The 13,990-nt window shown below is 39.7% G+C and carries 23 protein-coding genes; 22 read left to right on the plus strand and 1 reads right to left on the minus strand.

The genetic code is table 11. The annotated features are described in order from the left end of the window. On the plus strand, positions 1–921 hold a 921-nt coding region (gene tuf / locus Q5N69_RS13735; RefSeq protein WP_304369569.1), incomplete at its 5' end, for an elongation factor Tu. A 1,003-nt stretch (positions 922–1,924) separates the two neighbouring features. On the opposite strand, the gene fusA is transcribed toward tuf, so the two are convergent. Further along, positions 1,925–4,018, minus strand: a complete 2,094-nt coding sequence (gene fusA, locus Q5N69_RS13740) for an elongation factor G (RefSeq protein WP_304369570.1) — start codon at positions 4,016–4,018, stop codon at positions 1,925–1,927. A gap of 497 nt (positions 4,019–4,515) precedes the next feature. Between fusA and rpsJ the strand changes: the two genes are divergently transcribed. The 21 genes from rpsJ (at position 4,516) to rplO (ending at position 13,984) form a co-directional block, all read left to right on the plus strand. Continuing rightward, positions 4,516–4,827, plus strand: a complete 312-nt coding sequence (gene rpsJ / locus Q5N69_RS13745; protein WP_019026497.1) for a 30S ribosomal protein S10 — start codon at positions 4,516–4,518, stop codon at positions 4,825–4,827. Between the two features lie 15 nt (positions 4,828–4,842). Then, positions 4,843–5,481, plus strand: a complete 639-nt coding sequence (gene rplC, locus Q5N69_RS13750) for a 50S ribosomal protein L3 (RefSeq protein ID WP_304369572.1) — start codon at positions 4,843–4,845, stop codon at positions 5,479–5,481. A gap of 17 nt (positions 5,482–5,498) precedes the next feature. Then, a complete protein-coding gene (gene rplD, locus Q5N69_RS13755) occupies positions 5,499–6,104 on the plus strand; it encodes a 50S ribosomal protein L4 (protein ID WP_304369573.1) in 606 nt (201 codons plus the stop codon). Further along, positions 6,101–6,403 carry a 50S ribosomal protein L23 gene (rplW, locus tag Q5N69_RS13760; RefSeq protein ID WP_304369574.1) on the plus strand — a complete coding sequence of 101 codons (303 nt, stop codon included), beginning with the start codon at positions 6,101–6,103 and terminating at the stop codon, positions 6,401–6,403. The genes rplD and rplW overlap by 4 nt, the downstream gene beginning before the upstream one ends. A gap of 11 nt (positions 6,404–6,414) precedes the next feature. Further along, entirely contained in the window at positions 6,415–7,239 is an 825-nt protein-coding gene (rplB, locus tag Q5N69_RS13765) for a 50S ribosomal protein L2 (protein WP_304369575.1), read from the plus strand. Between the two features lie 26 nt (positions 7,240–7,265). After that, complete coding sequence (gene rpsS / locus Q5N69_RS13770; protein WP_076420823.1) at positions 7,266–7,541, plus strand: 30S ribosomal protein S19; 276 nt, start codon at positions 7,266–7,268, stop codon at positions 7,539–7,541. Positions 7,542–7,551: 10 nt separating this feature from the next. Further along, positions 7,552–7,884 (plus strand): 50S ribosomal protein L22, encoded by a 333-nt coding sequence (rplV, locus tag Q5N69_RS13775; protein WP_304369576.1) that lies wholly within the window; start codon positions 7,552–7,554, stop codon positions 7,882–7,884. Between the two features lie 11 nt (positions 7,885–7,895). Further along, on the plus strand, positions 7,896–8,594 hold the full coding sequence (rpsC, locus tag Q5N69_RS13780; RefSeq protein WP_076420827.1) for a 30S ribosomal protein S3: 699 nt from the start codon (positions 7,896–7,898) through the stop codon (positions 8,592–8,594). Between the two features lie 11 nt (positions 8,595–8,605). Beyond that, the gene (rplP, locus tag Q5N69_RS13785; RefSeq protein ID WP_304369577.1) at positions 8,606–9,019 is read left to right on the plus strand and encodes a 50S ribosomal protein L16; all 414 of its coding nucleotides are present in this window, start codon (positions 8,606–8,608) and stop codon (positions 9,017–9,019) included. After that, positions 9,019–9,210, plus strand: a complete 192-nt coding sequence (gene rpmC, locus Q5N69_RS13790; RefSeq protein WP_304369578.1) for a 50S ribosomal protein L29 — start codon at positions 9,019–9,021, stop codon at positions 9,208–9,210. Before rplP ends, rpmC begins: the two co-directional genes overlap by 1 nt. Next, positions 9,210–9,461, plus strand: a complete 252-nt coding sequence (rpsQ, locus tag Q5N69_RS13795; protein ID WP_304369579.1) for a 30S ribosomal protein S17 — start codon at positions 9,210–9,212, stop codon at positions 9,459–9,461. The genes rpmC and rpsQ overlap by 1 nt, the downstream gene beginning before the upstream one ends. A 507-nt stretch (positions 9,462–9,968) precedes the next feature. Next, positions 9,969–10,337: a 50S ribosomal protein L14 gene (gene rplN, locus Q5N69_RS13800; protein WP_076420835.1), complete on the plus strand. Its 369-nt coding sequence runs from the start codon at positions 9,969–9,971 to the stop codon at positions 10,335–10,337. Positions 10,338–10,349: 12 nt separating this feature from the next. Then, the gene (rplX, locus tag Q5N69_RS13805; RefSeq protein WP_077287483.1) at positions 10,350–10,664 is read left to right on the plus strand and encodes a 50S ribosomal protein L24; all 315 of its coding nucleotides are present in this window, start codon (positions 10,350–10,352) and stop codon (positions 10,662–10,664) included. 12 nt (positions 10,665–10,676) lie between these two features. Further along, entirely contained in the window at positions 10,677–11,222 is a 546-nt protein-coding gene (rplE, locus tag Q5N69_RS13810) for a 50S ribosomal protein L5 (protein WP_304369580.1), read from the plus strand. A gap of 4 nt (positions 11,223–11,226) precedes the next feature. Further along, positions 11,227–11,532 (plus strand): 30S ribosomal protein S14, encoded by a 306-nt coding sequence (gene rpsN / locus Q5N69_RS13815; protein WP_304369581.1) that lies wholly within the window; start codon positions 11,227–11,229, stop codon positions 11,530–11,532. A gap of 13 nt (positions 11,533–11,545) precedes the next feature. After that, positions 11,546–11,941, plus strand: a complete 396-nt coding sequence (rpsH, locus tag Q5N69_RS13820) for a 30S ribosomal protein S8 (protein ID WP_304369582.1) — start codon at positions 11,546–11,548, stop codon at positions 11,939–11,941. Positions 11,942–11,951: 10 nt separating this feature from the next. After that, complete coding sequence (rplF, locus tag Q5N69_RS13825) at positions 11,952–12,485, plus strand: 50S ribosomal protein L6 (RefSeq protein WP_304369583.1); 534 nt, start codon at positions 11,952–11,954, stop codon at positions 12,483–12,485. 9 nt (positions 12,486–12,494) lie between these two features. Further along, complete coding sequence (gene rplR, locus Q5N69_RS13830; RefSeq protein WP_304369584.1) at positions 12,495–12,848, plus strand: 50S ribosomal protein L18; 354 nt, start codon at positions 12,495–12,497, stop codon at positions 12,846–12,848. Between the two features lie 3 nt (positions 12,849–12,851). Beyond that, positions 12,852–13,361: a 30S ribosomal protein S5 gene (gene rpsE, locus Q5N69_RS13835; RefSeq protein ID WP_175623931.1), complete on the plus strand. Its 510-nt coding sequence runs from the start codon at positions 12,852–12,854 to the stop codon at positions 13,359–13,361. 6 nt (positions 13,362–13,367) lie between these two features. Continuing rightward, the gene (rpmD, locus tag Q5N69_RS13840; RefSeq protein ID WP_304369585.1) at positions 13,368–13,547 is read left to right on the plus strand and encodes a 50S ribosomal protein L30; all 180 of its coding nucleotides are present in this window, start codon (positions 13,368–13,370) and stop codon (positions 13,545–13,547) included. A gap of 2 nt (positions 13,548–13,549) precedes the next feature. Further along, positions 13,550–13,984 (plus strand): 50S ribosomal protein L15, encoded by a 435-nt coding sequence (gene rplO / locus Q5N69_RS13845; RefSeq protein WP_304369587.1) that lies wholly within the window; start codon positions 13,550–13,552, stop codon positions 13,982–13,984. Positions 13,985–13,990 lie beyond the last annotated feature (6 nt).

Below are 13,990 nucleotides of genomic sequence, written 5' to 3' on the forward strand. Positions count from 1 at the left end.
ATCAAAAACATGATCACAGGTGCAGCACAAATGGATGGAGCAATCTTAGTAGTTGCTGCAACAGATGGTCCAATGCCACAAACACGTGAGCACATCTTGTTATCACGTCAAGTAGGTGTACCATTCATCATCGTATTCATGAACAAATGTGACATGGTAGATGACGAAGAGTTACTAGAATTAGTAGAAATGGAAGTTCGTGAACTTCTTAGCGAATATGAATTCCCAGGTGATGATTTACCAGTAATTCAAGGTTCAGCTTTAGGCGCACTTCAAGGTGAAGAGAAGTGGGAAGCTAAAGTAATCGAACTTGCAGAAGCACTTGATACATACATTCCAGAGCCAGAGCGTGCAATTGATGGAGCATTCATTATGCCTATCGAAGATGTATTCTCAATTTCAGGTCGTGGTACAGTTGTAACAGGTCGTGTTGAGCGCGGTATCATCAAAGTTGGTGAAGAAGTAGAAGTTGTAGGTATCCGTGATACACAAAAATCAACGTGTACAGGTGTTGAAATGTTCCGTAAGCTTCTTGACGAAGGTCGTGCGGGCGAGAACTGTGGTGTACTTTTACGTGGTCTTAAGCGTGAAGACGTAGAACGTGGTCAAGTATTATGTAAGCCTGGTTCAATCTCTCCACACACAAAATTCGAATCAGAAGTATACGTGTTAAGTAAAGATGAAGGTGGTCGTCATACTCCATTCTTCAAAGGTTACCGTCCACAGTTTTACTTCCGTACAACAGATATCACAGGTGCAGTAGAACTTCCTGAAGGTGTTGAAATGGTAATGCCAGGCGACAACTTAAAGTTTGTTGTAGAGCTAATCAACCCAGTAGCGATGGACGAAGGTTTACGCTTCGCAATCCGTGAAGGTGGTCGTACAGTTGGTGCTGGTGTTGTTTCAAAAATTATTGACTAATTTTTGTTAACATACAGAACCTAAAAAAAGGATGCTTCGGCATCCTTTTTTCATTTCAGTTTGACTACCTTCACGGACGTGAAGACCGAGCACGTTAAGGTACTATGCCCAATGGTATATATTTAGTTAGCGAGGGCGAAGAGCTCTGCGACGAAGTGGAGAGTCGTACAGTTGGTGCAGGTGTTGTTTCAAAAATTATCGACTAATTTTCATTAATATATAGAACCTAAAAAAGGATACTACGGCATCCTTTGTCTAGTCTGGAAATCATAATTTCAAAATTGTAGGTTGGAATTATGCATAAAGATTAAAGTTTGAGACAGAAGAAACTCTTCTATTAAAGGAATCAACTGCTGACTGTTATGACACGGAGCATAAATTAGTTTATAGCTACTTTTGTCAGATCCAAATCTTGTAAGGTTTATTAGTCTGAATAGTATCAATATGAAGTATTATGCTAAATAACCTAAACTCGGGATAATGAATGTCATAAAATTCAGAAAAATAGCTTATTGAGTAACTTTGCTTATCCCAAGCTGAGGTTAAATAACAACACATTGTGATTTGTTCTTGTAACCGTTTTATCACGATAGTGCTCAGAACGTCCCTATCAAGCTGTAATTAATATATTTCCGACTAAGTTAGATGAATTGATTTAGTACATGTAATGCACCGTATAACGTTATTAAAGACTACTTAAGCTTAGCGGATTTAATAACTCATTGATTTATTGAAGTATCATATAACTTTCGTGGCGTAGGCAGTTAAATAGCATTATTGAATGAAAGTTTGAGGTTACTTAATTAGAGGTAATAACTTAGTACAAGATAGAGAACTTATTAATTCTTAAAATAGAAACATTGTAACTTAATAGAATCCTATATTAATTGTTAGTTGTAACTATATAGATTGATGTAAAAGTTAAGGAAGTGTTAGAAGATAAAATTACGTACAAAAAAAAGGATGCCGAAGCATCCTTTTTACACATTACAGTAAAGTAATATTATTTTTTAGCTGCAGCTTTTAAAGCTTTAACTTCAGCAATAACTGTTTCAGCTACGTTTGCAGGACAAGGCATGTAGTGAGAGAATTCCATAGAGAATTGACCACGGCCTGATGTCATAGTACGTAATGACCCAATGTAACCAAACATCTCTGAAAGAGGTACGTCAGCTTTAATACGAACACCAGAAACACCAGCTTCTTGATCTTTGATCATACCACGACGACGGTTTAAATCACCGATAACATCACCAACATGATCTTCAGGTGTGAACACATCAACTTTCATGATTGGTTCAATTAACTGAGCACCAGCTTTTGGAATAGACTGACGGAAAGCACCTTTAGCAGCGATTTCAAATGCAACAGCAGATGAATCTACAGCATGGAAGCCACCATCGTATAATTCTACTTCAACATCTAATACAGGGAAGCCGGCAAGTACACCTTCGTCCATCATAGATTTGAAACCCTTCTCAACAGCTGGGAAGAATTCTTTTGGAACATTACCACCAACAACTGTTGATTTGAATGTGAAGCCTGAGTTTGGCTCACCTGGACGGATACGGTAATCAATTTTACCAAATTGACCAGAACCACCAGATTGTTTCTTATGCGTATAAGAATCTTCAATTGCTTGAGTGATTGTTTCACGGTAAGCAACTTGAGGTTTACCAACTACAAGGTCAACGCCGTAAGTACGCTTAAGGATATCTACTTTAATATCTAAGTGAAGTTCACCCATACCACGTAGGATTGTTTCACCTGAATCTTCATCGGTTTCAACTTTAAATGTTGGATCTTCTGCAACCATTTTACCAATTGCAACACCCATCTTCTCAGAACCACCTTTATCTTTAGGTGCAACAGCAATTGAGATTACTGGTTCAGGGAAAACCATTGCTTCTAATGTACATGGATCTTTAGGATCACATAATGTGTGACCTGTTTGTACATTCTTCATACCAACGATTGCAAGGATATCACCAGCTTGAGCAGATGAAAGCTCTGTACGGTCTTCAGCTTGCATTTCAACCATACGGCCAACACGCTCTGTTTTACCTGTGAAAGAGTTTAATATCGTATCACCTTTATTAAGCGTACCAGAGTATATACGTACGAATGTAAGTGCACCGAAACGGTCATCCATTATTTTGAATGCTAACGCTTTAAAGGTTTCTTTAGAGTCAACGATAGCAAATTTACCGGTAGGCTCACCTTCTTCATCAGTTAATGGTTGAGGATTAACATCAGTAGGACAAGGTAAGTAATCTACAACAGCATCTAATAATAACTGCATACCTTTGTTCTTAAATGCTGAACCACAGTATGTAGGGAAGAATAGAAGTTCGTTTGTACCTTTACGGATACATGCTTTGATTTGCTCTTCAGTCGGTGTAAGTTCACCTTCTAAATAATCCATCAATAAATCTTCATCTGCTTCTAAAGCAGTTTCGATCATTTGCTCACGGTATAAAGCAGCATCATCAACCATATCAGCAGGGATGTCTTCTACAGTGTAGTTTTCAGGTAAACCTGAATCATCCCAGATGTATGCTTTTTGAGATAATACATCTACAACACCAACAAACTCATCTTCAGTACCAATTGGTAATGTCATAACAAGAGGGTGTGCACCAAGAACGTTTTGTACTTGGTCTTTAACACGGTAAAAATCAGCACCTAAACGGTCCAATTTGTTAACGAAAATTAAACGAGCTACTTTTGAGTCGTTCGCATAACGCCAGTTAGTTTCTGATTGTGGTTCAACACCACCAGAACCACAGAATACACCAATACCACCATCAAGAACTTTTAATGAGCGGTAAACTTCAACTGTGAAGTCAACGTGACCAGGAGTATCTATAACGTTAAAACGATGTTTTTTCCATTCACAAGTAACAGCAGCAGATTGGATAGTAATACCGCGCTCAGCTTCTTGTTCCATGAAATCAGTTGTTGACTCACCGTCATGTACTTCACCAATTTTATGGATCATACCTGTAAGTTTTAATATACGTTCAGTTGTTGTTGTTTTACCAGCATCAACGTGAGCGAAGATACCTATATTTCTGTATTTAGATAAATCTGCCATTACTTTACTCTATTTTAAGTTCTACTAAGAAAGTGGAATTGTTGAAAATTTGCGCGCGAGTATAACATTACTAAAAATAAATCTACATAAAAATCTGGTGAACTTTGATAATTTGAAAGTATTATCTAGATAACTGCCGGAAAAGAGCGGTTATTAACCATAATATGGAAATAAAAATACAGTGAATAAACAGGATGAGCTATTTTATAAATTAAAAACCACAAGGATTAAATAAATAGCTCTGCTTATATATAGATAAGAATAAACGTAGATAAAATATACATTATGATTAAAAGTTGCGTTGGATTTATATTTATGTATAATATGCCTCCACGTTGAGCTTGCTCTCGTGTATTTAGTTAATTTTGTTCGATAAAGATTAACTTACAGCAATCCCGATATGGGATTGAATGATTTATATAGCGACACTCCCCCCTTTAATATATTGAAAGGTGATGGGCTGTGTTTTGTTGTTCTTTAAAATGGGGATTTGATTCATGTCAAATCAAAGAATTCGCATTCGTTTGAAAGCGTTCGATCATCGTTTGATTGATCAATCAACAGCAGAAATCGTAGATACTGCTAAGCGTACTGGCGCGCAGGTTCGTGGTCCAATTCCACTACCTACACGTAAAGAACGTTTTACTATCTTGACTTCTCCGCACGTTAACAAAGATGCTCGTGATCAATACGAAATTCGTACTCACAAGCGTTTAATTGATATCGTTGAACCAACTGAAAAGACTGTAGACGCTTTAATGCGTTTAGATCTTGCAGCTGGTGTTGATGTTCAAATCAGCTTGGGTTAATAAGGGGTTTTTAACATGACTATAGGTCTAGTTGGACGTAAAGTAGGTATGACTCGCATCTTCACTGAAGATGGTGTTTCAACACCTGTAACAGTCCTAGAAGTTGAAGCCAACCGAGTTGCTCAGGTTAAAACTGTTGACAACGATGGTTATTCAGCGCTTCAAGTTACTACGGGTAGCAAAAAAGCTAATCGTACTAACAAGCCAACAGCTGGTCATTTTGCTAAAGCTGGTATCGAAGCAGGTCGCGGCCTGTGGGAATTCCGTTTAAATGCAAATGAAGGCGAAGGTCTTGAAACTGGCAGTGAAATCACTGTTGAGTTATTCAACGACACTAAATTAGTAGACGTAACCGGTACTTCGAAAGGTAAAGGTTTCCAAGGCGGTATCAAACGTTGGAATTTTTCAATGCAAGATGCTACTCATGGTAACTCGTTATCACATCGTTCTAACGGTTCAATCGGCATGTGTCAAACACCAGGCCGTGTTTTCAAAGGCAAAAAAATGTCTGGTCACATGGGTGCTGTGAAGGTAACTACACAAAACCTTGAATTGGTTCGCGTTGACGCTGAACGTAACTTGCTCCTTATTAAAGGTGCGGTTCCGGGTGCTATCAACGGTAACGTAATCATTAAACCAGCTGTTAAAGCCTAACGTCCGGGAGATTTGTGATGGAATTAGCATTAAAAGACGTGTCAGGCGCTCTTGAAGTTTCTGAAACAACTTTTGGACGTGAGTTTAATGAAGCATTAGTACACCAAGTAGTAGTTGCATATGCAGCTGGTGCTCGTGCTGGTACTCGTGCTCAGAAAACTCGTTCAGAAGTTAGTGGTGGCGGCGCAAAACCATGGCGTCAAAAAGGTACTGGCCGAGCTCGTGCTGGTACAACTCGTGGTCCAATTTGGCGTTCAGGTGGTGTTACATTTGCTGCTAAACCTCAAGACCACAGCCAAAAAGTTAACCGTAAAATGTACCGTGGTGCTATCGCTAGCATCCTTTCTGAGTTAGTTCGTCAAGAACGCTTGATTGTGGTAGAAAATTTTGCAGTAGAAACACCAAAAACTAAAGAATTAGTAGCTAAACTAAACGGTTTGGAGTTAAAAGACGTATTAATCGTTACTCCAGAAGTTGATGAGAACTTGTTCTTATCAGCACGTAACTTATATAAAGTTGACGTTCGTGATGTTGATGGTATTGATCCAGTATCTTTAGTTGGTTTCGAAAAAGTTTTGATGACTGCTACTGCAGTTAAGCAAATTGAGGAGATGTTATCATGATAAACGAAGAACGTTTGTTAAAGGTGCTTTTAGCGCCAAACATTTCTGAGAAAAGCACAATGGCTGCTGAAGCAAACAACACTGTTGTTTTCAAAGTTGCTACTACTGCTACTAAAGCTGAAATCAAAGCAGCCGTAGAGAAACTTTTCGAAGTTTCTGTAGAAGGTGTTCGTACTCTAAATGTTAAAGGTAAGACTAAACGTACAGGTGCTCGTATCGGTCGTCGTAACGATTGGAAAAAAGCATATGTAACTCTTGCTGAAGGCAGCGACATCGACTTTGTCGGCGCGGAATCATAGGAGCAGTTCAAATGGCTATAGTAAAATGTAAACCTACTTCTCCGGGTCGTCGCCACTTAGTTAAAGTGGTAAACACGGAGTTGCATAAAGGTAAGCCTTACGCACCATTACTTGATACTAAATCAAAGTCTGGTGGTCGTAATAACAACGGTCGTATTACAGTTCGTCATATTGGTGGTGGTCATAAGCAACATTACCGTTTGATTGATTTTAAACGTACTAAAGATGGTATCCCTGCAAAAGTTGAGCGTTTGGAATATGATCCAAATCGTACAGCTAACATTGCTCTTGTATTATATGCAGATGGTGAACGTCGTTACATCTTAGCCCCTAAAGGCTTAAAAGCTGGTGATACGATCCAGTCTGGTGTTGATGCTCCAATCAAAGCAGGTAATACGTTACCATTACGCAATACTCCATTAGGTAGTGTTGTTCACGCAATTGAACTTAAGCCAGGCAAAGGTGCTCAAATCGCACGTGCAGCTGGAGCATATGCTCAATTAGTAGCTAAAGACGGTGCGTATGTAACATTACGTTTACGTTCAGGCGAAATGCGTAAAATTGAGTCTGATTGTCGTGCTACATTAGGTGAAATTGGTAACGCTGAACACATGCTTCGCTCTTTGGGTAAAGCAGGTGCTTCAAGATGGCGCGGTGTTCGTCCAACTGTTCGTGGTGTTGCCATGAACCCAGTTGACCATCCACACGGTGGTGGTGAAGGTAAAACTTCAGGCGGTCGTCATCCGGTATCACCTTGGGGTGTACCAACTAAGGGTTACAAGACTCGTTCAAACAAGCGTACCGATAAATTTATCGTACGTCGTCGTACTAAATAGTACTTACTAAGTAAAGAGGATTCACCATGCCACGTTCTCTCAAGAAAGGTCCATTTATAGACCTGCACTTGTTGACGAAGGTAGAGAAAGCTCTGGAAAGCGGGAATAAAAAGCCAATTAAGACTTGGTCCCGTCGTTCAATGATCATACCTAACATGATCGGATTGACCATAGCTGTCCATAATGGCCGTCAACACGTACCTGTATTTGTAACTGATGAAATGATCGGTCACAAATTAGGAGAATTTGCACCAACTCGTACTTACCGTGGCCATGTCGCGGATAAGAAAGCGAAAAGATAGGGGAAATTAAATGGAAGCTATTGCTACACATAAATTTGCCCGCGGTTCTGCTCAAAAAGCACGTTTAGTTGTGGATCAAATCCGCGGCTTACATGTTGAAAAGGCACTTGAAATACTAACTTACAGCAACAAACAAGCTGCTGTGTTAGTTAAAAAAGTACTTGATTCAGCAATTGCTAATGCTGAGCATAACGAAGGTGCAGATATTGATGAACTAATCGTTAAAACTATAATGGTTGACGATGGTCCTACAATGAAGCGTATTAGACCTCGTGCGAAAGGCCGTGCCGATCGTATAATTAAGCGTACAAGCCACATTACTGTGATTGTATCTGATAGCTAGGAGATATTAGTATGGGTCAAAAAGTACATCCAAACGGTATACGCCTAGGTATCACGAAACCTTTCGCGTCTACTTGGTTTGCAAGTAACAAAGATTTTGCTGCTAATTTGCACGGTGACCATTTGGTTCGTGCATATTTAACTGAAAAGTTAAAACGTGCTTCATTATCTAAAGTTGTAATTGAACGTCCAGCTAAATCTATCCGCGTAACAATTCACACGGCTCGTCCAGGTGTTGTTATTGGTAAGAAAGGCGAAGACGTAGAAAAATTACGTTTACAAGTATCAAAGATTGCTGGTGTTCCAGCTCAAATCAACATCGCTGAAGTACGTAAGCCAGAAATGGATGCGCAGTTAGTTGCTGAGAGTATCACTAGTCAATTAGAACGTCGTGTTATGTTCCGTCGCGCTATGAAGCGTGCAGTACAGAATGCTATGCGTTTAGGTGCTAAAGGTATTAAAGTTCAAGTTAGTGGTCGTTTAGGCGGAGCAGAAATTGCTCGTGCTGAATGGTACCGTGAAGGCCGTGTTCCATTACACACTTTACGTGCAGATATCGATTACGCAACGGCTGAAGCTAATACTACCTATGGTATTATCGGTGTTAAAGTTTGGATCTTTAAAGGCGAAATTATTGGCAACATGCCATTACAAGCAGAGCAACCAGCTGCTAAGCCTAAAAGAAAGAACAACCGCAAGAGCAGTAAGTAGAGGAATAAGTAATGTTACAACCAAAACGTACTAAATTCCGTAAGCAATTTAAACTGCGTAACCGTGGTCTTTCACACACTGGTAGCGCTGTTAGCTTCGGTACTTTCGGGTTGAAATCTCTTGAGCGTGGTCGTATGACTGCACGTCAAATAGAGGCAGCTCGTCGAGCTATGACTCGTCACGTTAAACGTCAAGGTAAAATTTGGATCCGTGTATTTCCTGATAAACCAATTACTAAAAAGCCATTAGAAGTACGTATGGGTAAAGGTAAAGGTTCAGTGGAATATTGGGTATGTCAAATTCTTCCTGGTCGTGTTCTTTATGAGATGGAAGGTGTTTCTGAAGAGATTGCACGTGAAGCATTTGCATTAGCAGCTGCTAAACTGCCATTCAAAACCGCTTTCGTAACTAGGACGGTGATGTAATGAAAGTTAGTGAACTTAAAGAAAAAAGCATTGAAGAGCTAAACGCTGAATTATTAAGCTTACTTCGCGAGCAGTTTAACTACCGCATGCAAGCAAGCACTGGTCAATTAGCGCAAACTCACTTGCTTAGACAAGTACGCCGTAATATCGCGCGTGTTAAGACTATCATAACTGAAAAGGCAGGTAAGTAATGAGCGAAGCTAAAGTTCGTACACTACAAGGTCGTGTTATCAGTGACAAAATGGAAAAGTCTATCACTGTCCTGATTGAACGTCGTGTTAAGCACCCTATGTATGGTAAATTCATTACGCGTTCAACTAAGTTGAAAGCGCATGATGAAACTAACCAATGTGCAGCAGGTGATATTGTAACTATTCGTGAATGTGCTCCAATTTCTAAGTCTAAAAACTGGACATTGGTTGACGTAATCACTAAAGCATAATTTATCTTTTAGATAAATAGCTTTAAGTAGTTAGCTAAAACCCTATCATTTATTTGATAGGGTTTTTTTATGTCTATAAATAAAGAGAGATAAGAAAAGACCAATAAATTGAATTATATTATTAAAGTTAAACTAGAAAACATTCGCATATACTCGAGGATAAGATCATTTGATAAATTCAAACTAGTTTATTAGTAAGACAATAAACTGGGCTATTTAATTGTTAAAATAAAACCTTTCTCACTTCTAAACAAAAAAATATTTACCAAACCCAAGCCTAAAACCAATTAACATAACTCAAAAGTCAGTGATGACGTTGGCTGTAATACAAATGTTGTTTATTTATCGAACTGTATATTTTTTAGTAATTTAAAGTATCACTTTTATAGAGTTGGTGTTATAATCTCGCGCCCACTCGTTGTGAGTGGGATTTAGAAGGCAGTGACGGGTCAAATTTCTGGCCTTGAATTTAATCTTTTATAAGATAATTTAGCGGAGACATATTAAATGATCCAAATGCAATCACAATTGAACGTAGCTGATAACAGCGGCGCTCGACGTGTACAATGTATAAAGGTTCTTGGTGGTTCGCACCGTCGCTACGCACGCATTGGTGACATCATTAAAATTGCAGTGAAGGAATCAAATCCTCGCGGCAAGGTTAAGAAAGGTGATGTTCTTACTGCAGTAGTGGTGCGCACTAAGAAAGGTGTTCGTCGTACAGATGGGTCAACTATCCGTTTTGATGAAAACGCGGCTGTAATGTTAAATGCTAACTTACAACCAATTGGTACTCGTATTTTCGGTCCTGTGACACGTGAACTTCGTAATGAAAAGTTCATGAAAATAGTTTCACTTGCACCAGAAGTACTTTAAGGAGTCACGATAATGGCATCTAAAATTCGTCGTGATGATGAAGTAATCGTACTTGCAGGAAAAGACAAGGGCAAAACTGGTAAAGTTACCAAAGTTCTTGTAGAAGAAAGCAAAGTATTTGTTGAAGGTATTAACCTGATCAAGAAACACACTAAGCCTGTACCTCAGTTACAGCAGCCTGGTGGGATTGTTGAAAAAGAAGCACCTTTAAATGTATCCAACGTTGCGATTGTTAACCCAGCTACTGGGAAAGCAGACCGTGTTGGTTTTAGAGATGAAAACGGAAAGAAAGTACGTTTTTTCAAATCTAATAACGAATTAATATAATTGGAGTAAACGATGGCGAAACTGCATGAGTTTTACAAAGATACCGTTGTAGCAGAATTGCAAAAGCAATTTGCCTATAAAAGTGTCATGCAAGTCCCTCGGATTGAAAAGATCACCCTTAACATGGGTGTTGGTGAAGCTATATCTGATAAAAAGGTATTAGAACACGCCACAAATGATCTTACTGCAATCTCAGGGCAAAAGCCGGTAACGACAGTTGCACGCAAATCAGTTGCGGGCTTCAAGATCCGTGAAGGCTACCCTATTGGTACGAAAGTAACTCTTCGTGGTGATCGTATGTGGGAATTTTTAGAGCGTTTAATCTCTATTTCTATTCCTCGTATTCGTGATTTTCGTGGCTTAAACCCTAAGTCATTCGACGGTCGTGGCAACTACAGCATGGGCGTTCGTGAGCAAATCATTTTCCCTGAAATCGAATACGATAAAATCGATAAGATTCGTGGAATGGATATCACTATCACTACAAGTGCGAAGAATAACGAAGAAGGTCACGCTTTATTGACTGCATTCAACTTCCCATTTAAGAAGAAGGCGTAGAGTTATGGCTAAATCGTCAATGAAAGCTCGTGAAGCTAAAAGAACTAAACTAGCTACACAGTATGCTGAAAAGCGTGCTGCGTTGAAAAAAATCATCTCTGGCGTAGATTCTTCTGAAGAAGAACGTTGGGATGCGGTATTGAAACTTCAAAGTTTACCTCGTGATTCAAGCAGTAGTCGTCAACGTAACCGTTGTAACATTACTGGTCGTCCACATGGATACTTACGTAAATTTGGCTTAAGCCGAATCAAGTTGCGTGAAGCAACTATGCGTGGTGAAGTTCCAGGTCTTAAGAAAGCTAGTTGGTAATTCACGGGAGTAAATGGTTATGATGACTGATCCTATCGCGGACATGTTTACACGCATCCGCAACGGTCAATCTGCAGCTAAATCTGCAGTAACAATGCCATCTTCAAAGGTTAAAGTAGCAATTGCTAACTTACTTAAAGAAGAAGGTTACATCTCAGAGTATTCAGTATCAGGCGAAGCAAAACCTGAACTTGCTGTTACTTTGAAATATTTCGAAGGTAAAGAAGTAATCGAAACAATTAAACGTGTTTCACGTCCAGGTCTACGCGTATACAAAGGTGCTAATGAGCTACCTAAAGTATTAGCAGGAATGGGTATTGCGATTATTTCTACTTCAAAAGGTCTTATGACTGATCGCGCCGCTCGCACAGCGGGTCTTGGTGGCGAAGTTATTGGTTTCGTAGAGTAAGGAGCAGAATATGTCTCGTGTTGCAAAAGCACCTGTCGATGTACCTGCTGGCGTTACTATTACGTTATCTGGTCAAGACATTAAAGTAAAAGGTCCTGTAGGTGAACTTTCACGTACTATCCATAGTTTAGTAGCGGTATCTTATGAAGATAACACTATTACTACTGGCGTAGTTACTGAAGATAAAGCTTCTTGGGCTCAAGCCGGTACTGCACGTGCTTTAATCAATAATATGGTTGAAGGTGTTAGTAAAGGTTTTGAAAAGAAATTAGTTTTAAACGGTGTTGGTTACCGTGCTAAAGCTGCAGGTAAGAATTTAAACTTATCTCTAGGCTTTTCACATCCGGTAGATCACGCTATTCCTGAAGGAATAACTGTTGAAACTCCTAGCCAAACTGAAATCACACTGAAAGGTGCTGATAAGCATTTAGTTGGTCAAACTGCAGCGAACATTCGTGAATACCGCAAGCCTGAGCCTTATAAAGGTAAAGGTATTCGTTATTCAGACGAAAATGTTCGTCGTAAAGAAGCTAAGAAGAAGTAGGGTAATACGATGGATAAGAAAACATCTCGTTTGCGCCGCGCTAAACGCGCCCGTGCAAAAATTAGCGAGCTGGGTGCGAATCGTTTAGTAGTGTTCCGTACTCCTCGCCACATTTACGCGCAATTGATTGCACCAACTGGTTCTGAAGTTATTGTAGCAGCGTCTACATTAGATAAAGAATTAAGTGCTCAGTTAGAAAAAACAGGTAACGTAGAAGCAGCAACTGCTGTAGGTAAAGCTATCGCAGAACGTGCAGTAGCTAAAGGCATTACAAAAATTGCCTTTGACCGTTCAGGTTTTCGTTACCATGGTCGCGTAAAAGCGTTAGCAGATGCAGCTCGTGAAGCTGGTCTACAGTTCTAGGGGTTGATGATGGCTAATCAAGAAAACTCACAACAAAGTGATTTAGCTGAAAAGTTAATCGCAGTTAACCGTGTTTCAAAAGTGGTTAAAGGTGGTCGTATTTTCAGTTTCACTGCACTAACAGTAGTTGGTGATGGCAACGGTCGCGTTGGTTTTGGTTACGGTAAGGCACGTGAAGTTCCTGCTGCAATCCAAAAAGCAATGGAAAAGGCTCGTCGTAACTTAGTAACAGTTGACCTGAAGGGTACTACTCTTCAACACCCTATCAAGGGTCGTCATTCTGGTTCTAAAGTTTACATGCAACCAGCATCTGAAGGTACAGGTATCATCGCCGGTGGCGCGATGCGTGCAGTACTAGAAGTTGCAGGCGTTCAGAACGTATTGTCAAAAGCATACGGTTCTACTAACCCAATTAACGTAGTTCGCGCTACTGTTTCTGCTCTAGCGAATATGCATTCGCCTGAAGCTGTTGCAGCAAAACGTGGCAAAAGCGTTTCAGACATTTTGGGGTAATTGAGCATGGCTAAAACAGTAAAAATAACTCAAGTAAAAAGTTCTATAGGTCGTTTACCTAAGCATAGAGCTACTTTAAAAGGTCTTGGTTTACGTCGTATTCGTCACACAGTAGAGTTAGAAGATACTCCATCTGTACGCGGTATGATTAACCGAGTGTCTTACATGATTAAGGTGGAGGATTAATAATGCATTTAAATACTTTATCTCCTGCACCAGGCGCTAAGAAAGCTAAAAAGCGTTGTGGTCGTGGTATAGGTTCAGGTATCGGTAAAACAGGTGGTCGTGGTCACAAAGGTCAGAAGTCTCGTTCTGGCGGTAGTGTACGTCCTGGTTTCGAAGGTGGTCAAATGCCATTGAAACAACGTTTACCTAAGTTTGGTTTCACATCACGTAAATCTTTAGTTCACGCTGAAGTACGTTTACATGAACTAAACACAATCACAGGTGACGTGGTTGATATCTTTACTTTGAAAGATGCAAACCTAATTACACGTAACATCAAAACAGCAAAAATTATGTTGTCTGGTGAAATCACAAAACCTGTAACGGTTCGTGGTTTAAGTGTTACTAAAGGCGCACGTGCAGCTATTGAAGCTGCAGGCGGAAAAATCGAGGAATAGTACAGG

Origin of the sequence: Pseudocolwellia sp. AS88 (genome assembly GCF_030551755.1) — a bacterium.
Classification (GTDB): domain Bacteria; phylum Pseudomonadota; class Gammaproteobacteria; order Enterobacterales; family Alteromonadaceae; genus Pseudocolwellia.